Annotated in this window: 15 protein-coding genes and 1 tRNA gene; 6 read left to right on the top strand and 10 right to left on the bottom strand. The window is 46.0% G+C overall.

Going from position 1 to position 16617, the window contains the following annotated elements; translation table 11 throughout:
- Positions 1-7: 7 nt before the first annotated feature.
- Positions 8-2659: a beta-N-acetylhexosaminidase gene (locus KHN79_RS03725; protein ID WP_182011541.1), complete on the bottom strand. Its 2652-nt coding sequence runs from the start codon at positions 2657-2659 to the stop codon at positions 8-10.
- A 551-nt stretch (positions 2660-3210) separates the two neighbouring features.
- Between KHN79_RS03725 and KHN79_RS03720 the strand changes: the two genes are divergently transcribed.
- On the top strand, positions 3211-4086 hold the full coding sequence (locus KHN79_RS03720; protein WP_182011540.1) for a TraB/GumN family protein: 876 nt from the start codon (positions 3211-3213) through the stop codon (positions 4084-4086).
- A gap of 407 nt (positions 4087-4493) precedes the next feature.
- Here KHN79_RS03720 and KHN79_RS03715 read toward each other — a convergent pair.
- Positions 4494-4570, bottom strand: a tRNA-Pro gene (locus KHN79_RS03715).
- Between the two features lie 259 nt (positions 4571-4829).
- On the opposite strand from KHN79_RS03715, the gene KHN79_RS03710 reads away from it, so the two are divergent.
- The 3 genes from KHN79_RS03710 to rluF all read left to right on the top strand — a co-directional run bounded on the left by KHN79_RS03710 (position 4830) and on the right by rluF (position 6860).
- A complete protein-coding gene (locus tag KHN79_RS03710) occupies positions 4830-4970 on the top strand; it encodes a DUF3149 domain-containing protein (protein WP_014231074.1) in 141 nt (46 codons plus the stop codon).
- Positions 4971-5102: 132 nt separating this feature from the next.
- Positions 5103-5684, top strand: a complete 582-nt coding sequence (smrA, locus tag KHN79_RS03705) for a DNA endonuclease SmrA (protein WP_182011539.1) — start codon at positions 5103-5105, stop codon at positions 5682-5684.
- 99 nt (positions 5685-5783) lie between these two features.
- On the top strand, positions 5784-6860 hold the full coding sequence (rluF, locus tag KHN79_RS03700) for a 23S rRNA pseudouridine(2604) synthase RluF (RefSeq protein ID WP_182011538.1): 1077 nt from the start codon (positions 5784-5786) through the stop codon (positions 6858-6860).
- Between the two features lie 77 nt (positions 6861-6937).
- Here rluF and ybaK read toward each other — a convergent pair whose 3' ends face one another.
- From ybaK to hemA, 8 genes are all read right to left on the bottom strand, one after another.
- Positions 6938-7411, bottom strand: a complete 474-nt coding sequence (gene ybaK, locus KHN79_RS03695) for a Cys-tRNA(Pro) deacylase (RefSeq protein ID WP_182011537.1) — start codon at positions 7409-7411, stop codon at positions 6938-6940.
- A gap of 294 nt (positions 7412-7705) precedes the next feature.
- On the bottom strand, positions 7706-9367 hold the full coding sequence (ushA, locus tag KHN79_RS03690) for a bifunctional UDP-sugar hydrolase/5'-nucleotidase UshA (protein WP_182011536.1): 1662 nt from the start codon (positions 9365-9367) through the stop codon (positions 7706-7708).
- Between the two features lie 210 nt (positions 9368-9577).
- Complete coding sequence (gene kdsA, locus KHN79_RS03685) at positions 9578-10429, bottom strand: 3-deoxy-8-phosphooctulonate synthase (protein ID WP_182011535.1); 852 nt, start codon at positions 10427-10429, stop codon at positions 9578-9580.
- Positions 10430-10478: 49 nt separating this feature from the next.
- Entirely contained in the window at positions 10479-11288 is an 810-nt protein-coding gene (locus KHN79_RS03680; protein WP_182011534.1) for a SirB1 family protein, read from the bottom strand.
- Positions 11289-11293: 5 nt separating this feature from the next.
- The gene (locus KHN79_RS03675) at positions 11294-11677 is read right to left on the bottom strand and encodes a SirB2 family protein (RefSeq protein WP_182011533.1); all 384 of its coding nucleotides are present in this window, start codon (positions 11675-11677) and stop codon (positions 11294-11296) included.
- A 34-nt stretch (positions 11678-11711) separates the two neighbouring features.
- Positions 11712-12572, bottom strand: coding sequence for a peptide chain release factor N(5)-glutamine methyltransferase (prmC, locus tag KHN79_RS03670; RefSeq protein ID WP_182011532.1), 861 nt, complete (start codon positions 12570-12572; stop codon positions 11712-11714).
- Between the two features lie 3 nt (positions 12573-12575).
- On the bottom strand, positions 12576-13664 hold the full coding sequence (gene prfA, locus KHN79_RS03665; RefSeq protein ID WP_182011531.1) for a peptide chain release factor 1: 1089 nt from the start codon (positions 13662-13664) through the stop codon (positions 12576-12578).
- A gap of 31 nt (positions 13665-13695) precedes the next feature.
- Entirely contained in the window at positions 13696-14952 is a 1257-nt protein-coding gene (gene hemA / locus KHN79_RS03660; protein ID WP_182011530.1) for a glutamyl-tRNA reductase, read from the bottom strand.
- A gap of 134 nt (positions 14953-15086) precedes the next feature.
- Between hemA and lolB the strand changes: the two genes are divergently transcribed.
- Both lolB and ispE read left to right on the top strand, forming a co-directional pair.
- Entirely contained in the window at positions 15087-15725 is a 639-nt protein-coding gene (gene lolB, locus KHN79_RS03655) for a lipoprotein insertase outer membrane protein LolB (RefSeq protein ID WP_182011529.1), read from the top strand.
- On the top strand, positions 15707-16594 hold the full coding sequence (gene ispE / locus KHN79_RS03650) for a 4-(cytidine 5'-diphospho)-2-C-methyl-D-erythritol kinase (RefSeq protein WP_182011528.1): 888 nt from the start codon (positions 15707-15709) through the stop codon (positions 16592-16594). Before lolB ends, ispE begins: the two co-directional genes overlap by 19 nt.
- Positions 16595-16617: the final 23 nt, after the last annotated feature.

The raw sequence follows: 16617 nt of genomic DNA, 5'->3' as shown, positions 1-16617 counted from the left end.
GAACGAGTTATCTGATGCTTGTTATGCGGCTAGTACGCTCACCCGTCGTCGACACAGAGCGAATGAAAACCTCTCCAGAGACAGCCGGACGTGAACTGTCTGAGTACATTTGCCATGTTTCACCATCAAGTGAATATTGCAGCGCAACGCCCGGGAACTGAACATTCATCGCAAGTACACCATTTACAACTTTTGCACCTGGTACTGGTAAACGGTAATCAATGCCCGATTTTTCCAGTTTCGCCAGTTCTCGCTGACCTAGGATGTTTGCGAAACGGTTGTAGTCACGGTTTAAGGAAGCTTTATCAACCAAGTTGGTATTTTGAGAATACTCAACACCCACTTTGTACTCGTTTTCCCAGTCAGCACGGTGCCATGCACGCTCCGCCGCTGCAAGTACGCGAGGAAATACCATGTACTCATATTGTTCATCATTACGAACTGTTTCTGACCAAAGCTGAGCGGACAATCCGTAGAAAGGTTTTGCTTCAATCTCACCTTTACCCGTAAACCCATTGCCGTCACGGTCTAACGAAGTCTCAGCGTTTTGCGGCATGTTCTCTGGTGCGAAACCAAACATCTTACGAGTATCCGTAGCACGGGTTGCCCAGTAGTAACCACGCTCTTTCGGATCCGCTTCATATGGCATGTCCATGTACACGTAGTCCGGGTTTGAGACAATTACGTCGTAGCCTTTCTTCGACCACTCATACACTGATGAAGTGCCACCCCAGTACAGAACGTCCCAGAAGTTTACGCGTTTGTTTTCAGTAGCGAACGCACTTGCTCCCTCACTGTACTTCAGACCATCCTGCCATGCCTGGAAGCCCGGAATACCTTTGCTCGCGACCATCTTAGACACTTGCTCTGCGAAGTGACTAGGCAGATGAGCGAAATCGCTCACGCTACCATCAGCAATCAAAGCCTGACACTGAGGTGACTGCGCAAATGGTTTGTCTTGCTCAGACAGGTTAATCGTCCCCTTCCAGCTGACTTTGTCTGCTGCATTCACATCCTGAAATCCTGCCCCCAGCTTGATATTCTTGGCTTCATCACCACCAAAGTGCCAGGTGTTCAGCGGCGCACCGGCTTCCTGGTGCATCGCAGCGACTTCAGAAATCACTTTATCAACAAAGCGAACCGAAGATTCCATACATGGGTTAATGAAACTTTGTTTGTTGTAAAACTGAACCGTAGTGACATTAGAGGTATCTTGCGGATCCATCAGGCGGTATTCGTTAGCTTCTGCCTCCTTACCTTCTGCTATCAGACGCTCAAAGCGTGCTTCCATAGAGATAACCGCAGCGCGAGCATGTGCCGGCATATCAATCTCTGGAATGACTTCGATATTACGAGCATTGGCGTATTTTAGAATTTCTACGTAATCCGCTTTGCTGAAGAAACCAGAGCCAAAGTTGTCACTTGTAGGTCCCGAGCCCAGTTGCGGTAGCAGACAGCTTTTTTCTTGAGGGTCATAACAGCGATTAGAACCGACATCCGTAAGCTCAGGCAGCCCCGGGATCTCTAAGCGCCAGCCCTCATCATCAGTGAGATGCAGATGCAACTTATTCATCTTGTACGCCGCCATCTGATCTAACGTCGCCAGAATGGCATTTTTAGAATGGAAGTTACGCGCTACATCCACCATTACCCCACGATAATCAAAACGCGGTGCATCTTTAATAGACAGTTGTGGTAGAGAATTAGCATTTTGACTGTCTATCAGGCCAAAGATAGACTGGACTGCGTAAAAAGCACCAGTTTGGTCAAACGCTTTAATCGCAATACCGTCGCCGTTGATGCTCATTTGATAAGCACCAGATTTCGCTAATTCACCGGTGAAGTCCGCAGGAACAACAGCTATGCTTACAGGAAAATCACCACGAACATTCACACCTACCACATCTGCGCGATCTTTAATTGCAGCAAATTGAGCTACCTCAAATGCCTCTTCTGGTAATCCAATACCCCGTGCAATATCTACAGAACCGTTGCCAGGAATCACAGACATTGGTGTTGGTAGCAACGTAGTAGAGACGTTTTGTTTTACCAGGTCACTGTTCTTTTCAAAACGTGATACTGCGCTGGCAAAAATATTGTTGTCGTCCGGAGTCCGTTTCAGGTTATTACCCTCAAGGCCAGCAACAAAAGAAGCTACATCTTCCGTGCTCAAAAAATCAATTGCTTTAGGATCTGCATTTGGCGCAGTAACAAATGCTCCCGGCATAAAGTCAGTTTCTAACAGCTGCCAGTATTCTCCGATAAGAGGAAGTACAACGGTTTCACCTGCCGCAAAGCCATCAAACTTGTCCGTTGGCTCTAGTTTGTGCAGGTCACCAGTTACGCGTGAAATTTGAAATTGCTCGTTATCAACATCAAGAATCAGACGAATACTGTGAAAGTAAATCGCCCAATCTTTAGAATCCACCGCGTCACCCTGATTCACTAAGGTCATATTGACCTTATTACAAGAAGCCCACTCAGCTCCTAAATCCTGACACGCTAACCCTTCGTTAGCACCATGATTGGTCAATACTTGATAGTGAATATCCAGGTTATCAGCTAATGAGTTTACAACCTGTTGCTCGGAACTGCTCAGTGCTGAGCAACCAGCCAATGTAGCGATAACGGAAACAGCAATCAGACTATGTTTTAACATCTTACTTTCCCCCAAATACGGTAGATAAAAACGACATCATAAAAATAGAGAGCGCCTAAAGAGGACGCTCTAAACAGTGGTATTAAACATACAACTAGTTATTTCTCGCCGTAAAATAAATCGGAAGTAGAAAGTGATCCAGCTCAAAAACCGGACAAGGAATAGAAAATAAAAACATTCATTTCAATAACTTAAATTTAACGTCAAATTTGAGTAACTATTTTTGACGAAATTGTTGCGATCAGAATCACTAACGATAATTAAATAGGCCTTACTTGCAGAACCAAGATCACAAGCGGCTACTTTTGAGGCTTGGCCGAAAATCTTACCGTTTGTCATTCTGTGAAATTAATCACATTTAGTCAGCGTTAAAACTCGTCAAATTTATCCGAAATAACGATTTTAGCGAGGAAATAAAAGAGGACCAAAATGTAGTCGCCCTGTGTTCAATGTGGAATCGTCACGCAGTTTGGGTATACATTAAGGTATTGATGTGACTTTAAAGGCTGGATCTAACGCGCAAGTCAAAGATTCAGTTCTGGTATAGAAATATGTTTCGAATAATGACATTGATGTCATCTTTTATAGTTATCTTCACTTCCTTTGCATCTTACGCAGAGCCACAGTATTGGTTAGTCAAAAAAGGGGCTACCGAATATATGATTATCGGCTCGGTGCATGTGGGTGATAAAAGCATGTATCCATTGCCTGAAGCAATAACTGAGCACTTAAAACAAAGTACAGGTTTAATCATTGAAGCCGATGTCAGAAATACAGACGGTCTGACTTATCCACCAGTCTCGACCAGAACGAAAGATGTACTTAATAATACGGACCGCGAGCATCTTATAGAGATAGCAAAATCGACAGGCATACCGGAAGCTATGCTGTTAAATGCTCCACCATGGAAAGCTGCGCTTACCATTCAACTCGCTCTCGTTAACAAGCTGGGCTATGTTTCTGCTGAAGGTGTAGATATGCATTTAATTAAGCTGGCAGACAAAAACAACGTCCCTGTCATTTCCCTTGAATCAGTGCAATTCCAAATTGATTTGATTACCGGCCAGCCTGATGATGGTAAAGAAATGCTGCTCTCATCTATCAATGAATATGACGCAGGCGAAGAACTGGTCGAATGCTTAATAGAAAGCTGGCAAAGTGGTGATGGCAGTATGCTGGAACAAGCATCTTTGACAGACGAAGCCACAGAAGAATTTAATGAAGCTTTCTTGTACAGACGCAACCGAGACTGGGCGAAAAAACTCGACAGCGGCAGCATACTCCCTCAAAAGCAAGGCAGTTATACTATCGTGGTCGGAAGCCTGCATTTGGTCGGTAAAGACAACTTAATTGACCTGCTGGCAGAGCTTGGGTTTAACATCACGCCACTGGGTAATACGCGTAAAGCGAAATGCCATTCTCAGTAAGCCAAAACGCAAAAAGCCGTAGCATCCCTGCTACGGCTTCTTTGAAAGTGGTCGGTGAAGAGCCATATTCTAACTTCAGGCGAACCCCATTTTGGTGCTAACCCATCCATATAAGATTATTCAAGCTCCAAAACGACGAAAGCCTGCTACAAGAGCAGACTTTCCTAGTGTGGTCAGTGAAGAGGGATTCGATTGGACTGGCATTCCAGCCCACGACCCTATGTTCCAATGCATATGCATAGAATGCAAAAAGCCGCAGCATTTCTGCTGCGGCTTCTTTGAAAGTGGTCGGTGAAGAGCCATATTCTAACTTCAGGCGAACCCCACTTTGGCGCTAACCCATCCATATAAGATTAATTAAGCTCCAAAACGACGAAAGCCTGCTACATGAGCAGGCTTTCCTAATGTGGTCGGTGAAGAGGGATTCGAACCCCCGACCCTCTGGTCCCAAACCAGATGCGCTACCAAGCTGCGCTATTCACCGAGATGTTTAACTGAGGAATTGTCCCCGTCAACGAGTAGGTATATTACGGATTCTGATCACAGACGCAAGTGGTTTTTATAAAAAAACTTAATGTATTAATTCGTTTGATGGATTACTGAACACAAGCACGCAAAATGTGACTAACGACTCACAATAAAATACAGTTCATTAACCTCAGCAACATAATTGATCCAGATCAGTGTGCAAGAAAACACCACCATTTAACTTGTGCGTATCGGGAAAATCTTGGAGGAAACATATGGACTTTTGGCTTGATCTCCTATTTGGTAATGCAGTAGGTCTATCATCGATGATAGTAATTTTCGGAGCAATCGGTCTGATGTTGTTTTACGGCGGTTTCTTCATGTACAAGATCATGAACGATAAATCTCCTCACTAGATCTCGCTTAGCCCTATAAACGCTTTGCACCGGAGTTGGTTACTTGCCTGCTCCGGTTTTTTATTGATCTTTCCCCACCTGTCGTTGATATAATCTCTGTATTCTTATCCTGTTCTTTATGAGATCGCCGCTATGTCTCACGATGACGATTTTGATCTGTTCCAACAAATGATGGGTGATGTAAAGCCTATTACTCAAGACACTGCAGAACTTAAGAAAATTCATCAGGTAACAGATGCACAACTCGCCAAGCGGGAAGCTGCAATATGGTTAACTGAGGACGATCCGGAATACCTTTCTCTCGATCACGCAGAAATGCTCAAGCCAGATGATTTTGTCGAGTTTAAACGTGATGGCGTTCAAGATGGTGTATACCGTAAACTTCGCCTGGGTAAGTATCCGATTCAGGCACGTCTAGACTTACACAGAAAAACGCTCAAAGAAGCGCGCGATGAAGTCGTTAAGTTTCTCAAGCAGTGTATATCGATGGACATTCGTACCGTGGTGATCGTTCATGGCCGTGGTGAACGTTCTAATCCACCGGCATTAATGAAGAGCTTTGTCAGCAGCTGGCTACAACAGATTAAAGAAGTACAGTGTGTACATACCGCTCAACGATTTCATGGTGGCAGTGGCGCTGTCTATGTGATGCTGAGAAAGAGCGCTGACAAGAAATCAGAAAACCGGGAACGCCACCAAAAACGGTTAGGTTAAGTTTTAGCACGATGCTAGAATGCCCGACCTTATTCTCCCTTCGCTAACATTAGCGGAGAGATTCTATTCACCGCCGTTGTGAAACGTTAGGAGTACAACATGTCACAAGATAATACCAAGCGATTAAACAAATTCATCAGCGAAACGGGCTTTTGCTCGCGCCGGGAAGCAGACCGACTGATTGAACAGGGTCGTGTCACTATTAATGGTAAACAACCAGAAATGGGCACGAAAGTTTTACCAGGTGATGATGTCTGTGTCGATGGCAAACCTGTCGCTGCAAAAGAGAAACCCGTCTACATCGCGTTAAATAAGCCGACCGGTATTACCTGTACAACAGAGCGTGACATACCGGGAAATATTGTCGACTTTATTGGTCACAAGAAACGTATTTTCCCAATCGGCCGTCTGGATAAACCTTCTGATGGTCTTATCTTTTTGACCAACGACGGCGACATCGTCAATAAAATCCTCCGCGCAGGTAATAACCACGAAAAAGAGTACGTGGTACGTGTTGATAAACCAATCACAGGCGAGTTCCTAAAACAGATGTCGAGCGGTGTGAAAATTCTCGATACCGTAACCCTGCCGTGTAAAGTAACGAAAGAAACCAAATTCTCGTTCCGTATTGTGCTGACGCAAGGCCTGAACCGCCAGATCCGTCGTATGTGTGAAGCGCTGGGTTACGAAGTATTCAAGCTGCGCCGAGTTCGTATTATGAACATCTCGCTGGATGGCATTCCAAACGGAAAATGGCGTTACCTGACCGACGACGAAGTGGCAGAAATCATGGCAATGTGTGATGGTTCCGTCGGCACCGAGGAAGCGTCTAAGATGGACTCCAAAGGGCGTAATATCCGTAAAGCTACGGACGCGAAATTATTTGACAGCCGTGAAGAAAATCAGAGCTCAACAGCACGTCGTAACCAAAACCCGCGCACATTCCGTGGTAATAATGCGGATGAGTTCCGCCATGCACCTAACTCGAAAAAAGGTCAGCAAAAACGTCGTCAGGATAATGACAAACCTCGCTCAGACAAAGAAAGCTATAAGCCTAGAACTCAGGATTCCGATCGTAGACCAAACAAACCAAAAGTGCGTTACGACAATCCAAACGCGGCAGCACCGTCTAAGCCAGTGAAACGCACAGGCAACACACTGAGCCTGAAAAAATAATTTTCTGTTTAGAATTCAAAAAGGACGCCAATGCGTCCTTTTTCTTTACTTACTGCTGATTACTTAGAGCTGCACATTTACAGACATAACGGTACAAGTTGACCGCGGGTTAAGGTCAGCAAATCCTGAGGAGCGAGTTCTATCTCCAGCCCTCGCTTGCCTGCACTGACACAAATAGTCTCCTGCTCTTTTGCACTTTCGTGCAGGAATGTCGGCAGTGCTTTCTTTTGGCCAAGCGGACTGATACCACCAACTACATAGCCCGTTGTTTTCTGAGCAATTTCAGGATCTGCCATATCCGCTTTTTTGCCCTTGGCAGCTTTGGCTGCAAGCTTTAGGTTCAGTTTCTGATCCACTGGAATGATGGCTACCGCGAGGTTTTTCGGCTCACCATTAAGGCAAAACAGCAACGTTTTAAATACTTTTTTTGGATCTTGTCCCAACACCTCAGCAGCTTCCAGACCATAACTATCTGCTCGAGGATCGTGATCATACTGATGAATGGTGTGTGGCACTTTTTTCTTTTTCGCAAGATTAATGGCCGGAGTCATCAAGATTCTCCTTAATCAAATAAAAACCGCAGCTTTCGTTAGTGAAGCCGCGGTTTTAGTTAATGATATCAGCGACTTTGAGTCAATCGATTTTTATTTAACCTCAGCTCGGGATAAGAAAGTCGAAATAATTTTAAGTCTGATAAGGTAAATCAAACCAGTGAGTCAGCGTAGCAATTTTAGATGCATAACAAGGCAAAATCACAAGTCAATAGCGAGTCTATTGCGGTGATTTTAACGCAGTTACGCGCTAAAAAAGCTGCGCTGACTGGCTTAAATTATCCCAAGCAGAGGTTATTTATATATCATCTCACCAGACGGCGCGTACTCGTTCACATCAATTGGGCTGTGCGTTTCCAGATACTCTTTCAGCACCTCTGCATCCGTAAAGCCTGTGTTGACATACCCCGAGTGCGTGGTCACTTTCGGATAACCGTCACCGCCTGCTGCGTTATAGCTCGGTACGGTAAAACGGTAATTATCGTCTAGCATAAGTGCCTTACCGCCAATAAGAACATTTGCCACTTTTCCGTCTGCGACTGTCATCGCTATACCGGCGAACTGTGCATAGGCACCAGAATCTACAAGCTTGGTTGCAACGACGTTCAGATAGTCCAGTACTTCCTGCCCCGTCATATCAACATACGACACCATATTGCCGAATGGCTGAACCGTCAGTACATCTTTGTAAGTAATGTCACCGGCTTCAAATGAGTCACGGACACCACCGGAATTCATTACGGCGAAATCTGCTTTAGCACGATCCATATGTGCCGTCGCGATCAAACGGCCAAGATTGGTTTGCTGAAAACGCACCACATTACGGTCACCCTCCAGCTTTCCGTTTGACTCAGCAATTTTTACGTTCAGCTTTCCCTGACCTTTTTCTTGATACGGACGCAGAAACTCAAGCATCGCCTCGTCCTGCGCGATTTCTCTTTGAACATGTACACGCTGAGATTTTCCGTTGACTTCAACTTTCTTCTTCAGGTTCACAGGTATCAGGTCATAGCTCACCATCGAAAGCTCGCCGTTAAAAAACTCATAGTCGGCACGTCCAACATATTTGCCCCACTCATAAGCCTGCACGATGTAAGTGCCGTTTTGCTGATCAGGTTTACATTCATCACCCGGCTTGAAGTTTTGCTTGATAACGTTCGGACCTTCCATACATATCGGCTCTTGCGAGTGTCCACCGACAATCATGTCCAAGTCGCCTTCATTCAGGTAACGTGCTAACGCAACATCACCGGGAGCATTGGCACCACGGTTACCATCTTCATAGTGGCCCATGTGTGTGACAGCAAAAATCAGGTCCGGTTTTTCCGTTTCTTTTAGTTCAGCAATCAGCTTTTTCGCTTCCTCTTTCGGATCACGGAAATCCACCTGACCGATATACTCCGGATTACCCAACTTGGCTGTATCTTCTGTGGTCAGGCCGATAACCGCAATCTTAATGCCTTGCTTATTGAACATCGCATATGGCTGGAACATGCGCTCACCAGTTTCTTTAGAGTAAATGTTGGCAGACAGCATCGGGAACGTCGCCCACTCCTGCTGCTTAAACAGCACTTCCAGCGGATTATCAAACTCGTGATTGCCTAGCGCCATCGCATCGTAGCCAATTTTGCTCATGCCTTTAAAGTCTGGCTCAGCGTCCAATAAATCTGACTCAGGCACCCCGGTGTTAATATCACCACCAGAAAGTAATAGTACACTTCCCCCTTGCGCTTCCACTTCTGCACGCAACTCATCGATCAGCGTTTTACGTGCAGCCATACCATATTCTGCATATTTGTTTTGCCAGAAACGGCCATGGTGATCGTTGGTGTGTAGTACCGTTAACCGGTAAGTGGTATCTTCATTCCATTCACGTGCTGGTTGAGTCGCACACCCGGCAAGAGTAGCCAGAATAACCGCGCTCAACGCAGTTTTTACCATCAGACGCTGCTTCATTGTTTTACCTTTTTTATATAGTTCACTGCTTTAACATGTGCTTTACCAGAGCGGGAAAGCTAATCAGGAGCCTCTAAGCCATTGATTTCTTATTATGGTCGATTGTCTTCTGATCTCAAACTCATCAATACCGAATTGAGAGATACGATTTTTTAGGTAAAAAAATAGCCAACACTGGGTTGGCTATTTGTTATTTCAAATGCGTATCGATTATTTAATGTCGATATCGGCGAAGCTCTTGACAAGATCATCAAGCGATTTCATTTGCGCCAGGAACGGCTCTAGCTTGTCCAGAGGCAGTGCCGATGGGCCATCACAACGTGCTTGATCTGGGTTAGGGTGAGCTTCGATGAACAGACCTGCAATACCAGTAGCAAGACCTGCTTTAGCCAGTTCAACAGTCTGCTCACGACGGCCACCAGAAGCTGCACCTGACGGGTCACGCATCTGTAGCGAGTGAGTAACGTCGAAAATGATCGGGCTGCCTTTTGATGCGTTCTTCATAACGCCGAAGCCAAGCATATCAACAACCAGGTTGTCGTAACCATGACATGAGCCGCGCTCGCACAGAATGATTTTGTCGTTGCCGCACTCAGCAAATTTCTCAACGATGTTACCAACCTGACCTGGGCTCATGAACTGAGGTTTCTTCACGTTGATAACCGCACCAGTTTTTGCCATCGCTTCAACAAGGTCTGTCTGACGGGCAAGGAAAGCAGGAAGCTGAATGACGTCCACTACGTCTGCCACTGGCTGCGCCTGAGCTTCTGTGTGAACATCGGTAATGATTTTCACGCCAAACGTATCTTTTAGTTCCTGGAAGATCTTCATACCTTCTTCAAGGCCCGGGCCTCGGTATGAATGAACAGAACTGCGGTTTGCTTTGTCGAACGACGCCTTAAATACGTATGGGATGCCCAGTTTGTCAGTAACTTTTACATAGTGCTCACAGATCTGCATTGCAAGATCACGAGACTCAAGAACGTTCATACCTGCAAATAGCGTGAATGGCTTGTCGTTAGCAACCTGAATGTCGCCGATATTAACGATTTTCTGTTCCATTTGGATTCTCTTTTTCTATCTACGATAAGGCTTGATAAGCCTATCGATATTAGTGAAGCGTGACGTATTTTTCATTCATCACGTTTACTTGTGATTTTAGTAGCTCAGACGCCGGATCATCAGGACATTGGTCAATAAAGTACTGGAAATCCGTCGCGGCAACCTGATGACACTCTAGTTGCTGGAAGATAAATCCGCGATCACGAATCTCATATGGGTCATCCGGTACAAAGGTAAGCGCCAGGTTTGTACAGCGAAGTGCTAAGGTATAACGCTCTTCACGCAGCAAGGCACTTTTGATAAGCGCGAGCCAGCGACCAATGATAGTCGGGTTATCAGCCTCTTCGAAATGTTCCGGTTTGAGCTGCGCCAATGGACCTTCCTGACCGATCAACCAAGCCTGAAGAATTCGCTCGCCGACATACTCACCATTAAACGGGTTAATGTAGTCCGGCTTCTTGTGCATCCAATCGAGTTTTAGCAAAAACTGGGTTGGGAATGTGATGCCTTTTAACGGAAAACCAAGCTTGTTACCCAGATGAAGCAATACGGAGCCCAGGCTGACCGGAATGCCTTTTCTGCGCTCTAACACTTTGTCAATAAAGCTGTTATCAGAATTGAAGTACTCCTGGTCATCGCCCTTAAAGCCCCATTCATGAAAGAACAAACGCAAAAATGAATCAAAGCGCTGCTCTTCGTCGGTTTCATGAACTAACGCGGCTTCCGCTTCCTGGTACAGACGTTCCAGCTCTTGTTTCGCCCAATGAACATTTGTCTCTGGGTCAACAGACTTGTTCAGCTCTAGAGCACCTTCCACCAGCGTCATGCTGTCAAAATCTTCGTCAAAAAACTCAAGCATGACGTTTACCCGAATAAAGTAGGACTCTTAGACACTGCAATATTAGCGGCCATAACCAGCCAGCCAAGAGCACCAAAGAAGCCGAAGATTTGCAGTAATTTATTTTTAGCCAGCTTCAAAGCAAAGAAGCCCAAAGCAATGTACGCTAACACACAGGTAATTTTATTGGTCAACCAAGGTGCTGAGTCAGTAAACGGAATGAAGCCCGTAACAAAGATAAGAGCGATACCAGATAGCAATAATGCAGTATCAACAATATGCGGGAATACTTTCAGGAAGCGATTGTTGCGTTTTGGTGAGTTCATCATCATCAAGGCGAAACGAATCGACAACAATGTCGCGCTTAGCGCAATTGTTACGAGGTGAATGTGTTTTAGAGCTACGTACATTTTTCTTCTCTTTTGTAAAATTACTGCTGACTCATTATTGGACTGAGGTAAAACAACCGAGCGTTACTCGATCATTACCACCATAATCTTTTTCAGTGACGACTTGCTGGTAGCCAAAGCTGTTCAGAATGTCTCTCACAGCTTGCCCCTGATCGTAACCATGCTCAAATGCAAGCCACCCACCCTCTTCGAGATACTGACGGGCAAGATCGGAAATATGACGGATGTCTGCCAGCCCATTTTCATCAGCCACAAGGGCAGATTTAGGCTCGAAACGGACATCACCTTGCACTAAGTGCGGATCTTTTTCATCGATATACGGCGGATTGGAAACAATTAGTGCAAACTTTGTACCCGGTTCAACAGGTTCAAACCAACTACCTTGCTTAAACATCACATTTTTGATGTTTAACTGAGCCGCATTGACCTCTGCCAGCTCTTTTGCCTCTTGCTTGAGGTCAATACCCATCACTTGCCGTGTTGGCATTTCAGATGCCAAAGCTAAAGCAATTGCGCCGGTTCCGGTACCTAGATCTAAGATAGGGCCTGTTTGCCCGCAGGTTTTGTCCAGGGCAACTTCAACCAAGCGCTCGGTATCGGGCCTTGGAATCAGAGTAAAAGGTGAGACTTTCAGCGGCAAAGACCAGAACTCTCGCTCTCCAACTATGTAAGCGACTGGCTCTCCAGTCAGCCGTCTTTCAAGCAAGGCATCAAAGTGCTCCTGCTGCTCTTGTTCCAGAGCTTTTTCTGGCCAGGTGAGGAGATATGTTCTCGGCTTCCCAAGGACATAGCAAAGAAGGACTGCCGCATCAAGAGAAGGCGACTCTTTGCCGCCTTCTGTCAGTTTTGCCGTGGCACTTTTCAGTGCCTGCTCAATAGTCTGAACCTGGCTCATCGATTAAGCATTCTCAGCTAGCGCCGCCAGCTGGTCTGCCTGGTGCTCCTGAACAACAGGATCGATCAAGCTTTGCAGGTCGCCTTCCATCACCTCATTCAAACGGTAAACCGTTAGGTTGATACGGTGATCGGAAACACGACCTTGCGGGTAGTTGTAAGTACGAATACGGTCACTACGGTCACCAGAACCCAGCAGGTTACGGCGCGTGTCTGACACTTCAGCCGCACGCTTCGCTTCTTCTGCTTGAATAATACGAGCCGCAAGAACCGCCATCGCTTTGGCTTTGTTTTTATGCTGTGAACGCTCGTCCTGACACTCTACTACAGTACCGGTTGGCAAGTGAGTAATACGGATTGCTGAATCCGTGGTGTTAACGTGCTGACCACCCGCGCCTGATGCACGGAACGTATCGATTTTAAGGTCTGCTGCTTTGATTTCTGGGATCTCAGCTTCTGGGATTTCTGCCATAACAGCCACGGTACAAGCAGATGTATGCACACGACCCTGAGATTCCGTTGCTGGTACACGTTGTACACGGTGACCGCCGGATTCAAACTTCAGAATGCCGTAAGCGCCATCGCCACTTACTTTTGCGATCATCTCTTTGTAACCGCCGTGTTCAGCTTCGTTTGAAGACATCACTTCAATACGCCAGCCTTTCTTCTCCGCGTACTTGCTGTACATACGGAACAGGTCACCGGCGAAGATACCCGCTTCATCGCCACCCGCACCCGCGCGGATTTCCAGGAAGCAGTTACGATCGTCATTTGGATCTTTAGGAAGAAGAAGAATTTGCAGCTCATCAGCAAGACGCTCAATGGTTGCTTTTGCTTCTTTAATTTCTTCCTGCGCCATTTCACGCATTTCTTCGTCGTCTTCGTTTGCCATCTCTTCAGCGGCAATCAGATCGTCTTGCGCCTGCTGATAAGCCTGGAAGCACTTAGTGACTTCTTCTAGCTGAGAGTACTCTTTAGACAGAGCACGGAATTTGTCCTGATCTCCAATTACGTCAGGATCACCAAGAAGATGTTGAACTTCTTCGTAACGTTCTACTAGCGTTTCTAGCTTAGTCAGAATAGAGGCTTTCATAGTGTCGTTTTCTTAATAAAAAAAGCGTGAGTTACAGATCATCCAGACCTAAAGTTTGTCGGATAACCGTTAATTTTGCTGGTTCGCCCTGCTCTGCGGCACTTTGCAATGCGCGTGTCGGGGCGTGAATCAGTTTGTTGGTGAGTTTATTACTGAGCTCGCGCAGCACTTTCTCTGGGTCGGTGCCAGCCGCCAGTGATTGCAGGCTTTTACTCAATAACTCTTCACGTATGTTGTTTGCTGACTCGCGATAATCGCGAATACTGTCTACTGCCTGAAGTGAACGTAACCACGTCATAAACGCAGCACTTTCCTCACTGACAATCGCTTCTGCCTGAATCGCTTCGACTTTACGCTGCTCTATGTTGCTATCAATAATCGACTGCAAATCATCAACGGTGTACAAGTACGCGTCATTAAGCTCCCCTACCTGAGACTCTACGTCTCTCGGTACCGCGATATCGACCAACAAGATAGGTTGATGGCGACGTTTCTTCAGTGCGGTTTCAACCATACCCTTACCAATAATAGGCAACGGGCTTGCTGTCGAGCTAATAACTATATCCGCTCTGGCGAGATGATCCGGAATTTCGTTTAGGCTGATCACCTCAGCACCGAACTCATCCGCGAGACCTTGTGCCCGCTCTTTCGTCCGATTAGCGACTATCATCTTTGAGCAACCGTTCGACGCCAAATGCTTGGCAACCAGCTCGATGGTTTCACCTGCGCCGACTAACAGCACGGTCGAATCAGACAGAGATTCAAAAATATGTTTGGCCAGTGTACACGCGGCGTATGCCACAGACACCGCATTACCACCGATATCTGTTTCGGTACGAACTCGCTTCGCAACAGAAAAGGTCTTTTGGAACAGTTTATCAATCGAGGCGTCTACCGCCTGATGCTCTCGAGAGTCCGAGAAGGATTGCTTCACCTGCCCTAGGATCTGCGGCTCCCCTAACACCAGTGAATCGAGGCCACAGGATACACGCATCAGATGTTTGATAGCGGATTGCTCTTCGTGCACATACAAGCTTGGCATCAGCTCTTCGCGGCTCACCTGATGGAACTGAACAAGCCAATCAATCAACTTATTCCGCGCGCCTTGCTTCACATCACAGTACAATTCAGTACGGTTACAGGTTGAAACAATTACACTACCGTTAACCGCTTCATGCTCTCGTAGTTGCGTGAGGGCGGAGCCGAGTTTATCCGGTCCGAACGCCACCTTTTCGCGCAAGTCGACAGACGCAGTATTGTGATTGATTCCGATAGCAAGCAAGGACATCTAACGTGGTATCTCTGAGATCGATTATGAAATAGGTTCAGAATTTTACTGTAAGCACGCATTTATTGAAAGGGTAAGCCGGATTTGTTTTCCTAACTCCGTCTCTTCGATGCTATAGTTGTGAGCGAATACAGATGAAACTGATTAATAAGCCATCAAACATGACCTTACGCTCCTTTTTTATTTTTATCTTGTCGAGCCTACTGCTCGCTGGCTGTAGCTCGGTTCCGGAAACGACCACCAGCGTTGAATGGCAAACCCATGAGAAAAGACTTGAAACCATCCAAGATTTTCAGGTTACGGGCAAACTAGGTTACATAGCCCCAGATCAAAGACAAAATCTTAACTTTTTCTGGAAACATTCAAGCGCGTTCAGTCAACTTCGCTTAACCACCATTCTCGGTCAGACAGCATTAAATCTCACCATCACACCACAAGGTGCTAAGGTAGAAACTTACGATGACCAAGTCATTTCCGCACGTCATGCTAACCAACTGATATACCGGCTTACAGGGTTAATGATGCCGGTTGAACACATGCCAGACTGGTTGCTTGGTTTACCGACCGATGCAGATACATTCCAGTTGTCTCAGGCAAATACACTGCAAACCCTGAACAAACAAATTGGTCCGAATGACTGGAACATTGACTACGAGCGATACAGCGACATTCAGTGGCACGCACAGAATCTACCGCTACCTAATAGATTGAAGCTGACCACATCAGACGTGAAAATCAATCTAATGATCACCAAATGGAACATCACTCAATGATCAACACAGCAACCCGCTGGCCTTCACCGGCGAAATTGAATCTCTTTCTTTATATTAACGGCCGCACTGAAAACGGTTACCACGAGCTACAAACGCTTTTCCAGTTCCTTAATTATGGCGACGAACTCACCATCCAAGCGAATAATTCAGGAGACATCACCCTATTACCTGAAATAGAGGGCGTTCCCCTGCATGATAATTTGATTTGGAAAGCCGCAACCGCGCTGCAAAAATATGCAAATTGTGCTTTGGGTGCGCATATTGAGCTTAATAAGGTATTGCCTATGGGAGGCGGTATTGGAGGTGGCTCATCAAATGCGGCCACGGCATTGGTTGCTCTCAACTATCTTTGGCAACTTAATCTCAGCGACGATGAACTCGCTGATATAGGCTTAAAGCTTGGTGCCGATGTACCAGTATTTGTTCGAGGATTCGCTGCTTTTGCAGAAGGCGTTGGTGAAAAACTATCTCCAGCTTATCCAGAAGAAAAATGGTATTTGGTGATTAGACCTAATGTCTCGATCGCGACCGTTGACGTATTTTGTCATCCTAATCTGACAAGAAACAGTCCGAAACGAGATCTGGCAACGCTTTTGAACACTCCAAGCGTAAACGATTGCGAAAAAATTGTACGAATGCTCTACCCAGAGGTTGATAAGCAACTTTCATGGCTGCTACAATACGCGCCGTCAAGATTGACTGGGACAGGATCTTGCGTTTTTGCCGAATTTTCGAGCAAATCAGAAGCAGAAACTCTCCTTGCACAACTCTCTGATGAAGTCTCGGCATTTGTCGCTCAAGGGCGCAATATATCGCCATTAAAAGAGACTCTGGCTGAATACCAATCAGCCTCACACCGACCTAATTAAAACTGGACGCAAACCCGAGGTTT

This window comes from Vibrio sp. B1FLJ16 (genome assembly GCF_905175385.1).
Lineage (GTDB): Bacteria > Pseudomonadota > Gammaproteobacteria > Enterobacterales > Vibrionaceae > Vibrio.
This window is presented reverse-complemented; position numbering and strand designations above follow the sequence as displayed.

Bases quoted from the DNA above. Each gene is read 5' to 3' on its own strand.
- KHN79_RS03725 (WP_182011541.1), bottom strand. From the start codon at position 2,659: ATGTTAAAACATAGTCTGATTGCTGTTTCCGTTATCGCTACATTGGCT.
- KHN79_RS03720 (WP_182011540.1), top strand. From the start codon at position 3,211: ATGTTTCGAATAATGACATTGATGTCATCTTTTATAGTTATCTTCACT.
- KHN79_RS03710 (WP_014231074.1), top strand. From the start codon at position 4,830: ATGGACTTTTGGCTTGATCTCCTATTTGGTAATGCAGTAGGTCTATCA.
- smrA (WP_182011539.1), top strand. From the start codon at position 5,103: ATGTCTCACGATGACGATTTTGATCTGTTCCAACAAATGATGGGTGAT.
- rluF (WP_182011538.1), top strand. From the start codon at position 5,784: ATGTCACAAGATAATACCAAGCGATTAAACAAATTCATCAGCGAAACG.
- ybaK (WP_182011537.1), bottom strand. From the start codon at position 7,411: ATGACTCCGGCCATTAATCTTGCGAAAAAGAAAAAAGTGCCACACACC.
- ushA (WP_182011536.1), bottom strand. From the start codon at position 9,367: ATGAAGCAGCGTCTGATGGTAAAAACTGCGTTGAGCGCGGTTATTCTG.
- kdsA (WP_182011535.1), bottom strand. From the start codon at position 10,429: ATGGAACAGAAAATCGTTAATATCGGCGACATTCAGGTTGCTAACGAC.
- KHN79_RS03680 (WP_182011534.1), bottom strand. From the start codon at position 11,288: ATGCTTGAGTTTTTTGACGAAGATTTTGACAGCATGACGCTGGTGGAA.
- KHN79_RS03675 (WP_182011533.1), bottom strand. From the start codon at position 11,677: ATGTACGTAGCTCTAAAACACATTCACCTCGTAACAATTGCGCTAAGC.
- prmC (WP_182011532.1), bottom strand. From the start codon at position 12,572: ATGAGCCAGGTTCAGACTATTGAGCAGGCACTGAAAAGTGCCACGGCA.
- prfA (WP_182011531.1), bottom strand. From the start codon at position 13,664: ATGAAAGCCTCTATTCTGACTAAGCTAGAAACGCTAGTAGAACGTTAC.
- hemA (WP_182011530.1), bottom strand. From the start codon at position 14,952: ATGTCCTTGCTTGCTATCGGAATCAATCACAATACTGCGTCTGTCGAC.
- lolB (WP_182011529.1), top strand. From the start codon at position 15,087: ATGAAACTGATTAATAAGCCATCAAACATGACCTTACGCTCCTTTTTT.
- ispE (WP_182011528.1), top strand. From the start codon at position 15,707: ATGGAACATCACTCAATGATCAACACAGCAACCCGCTGGCCTTCACCG.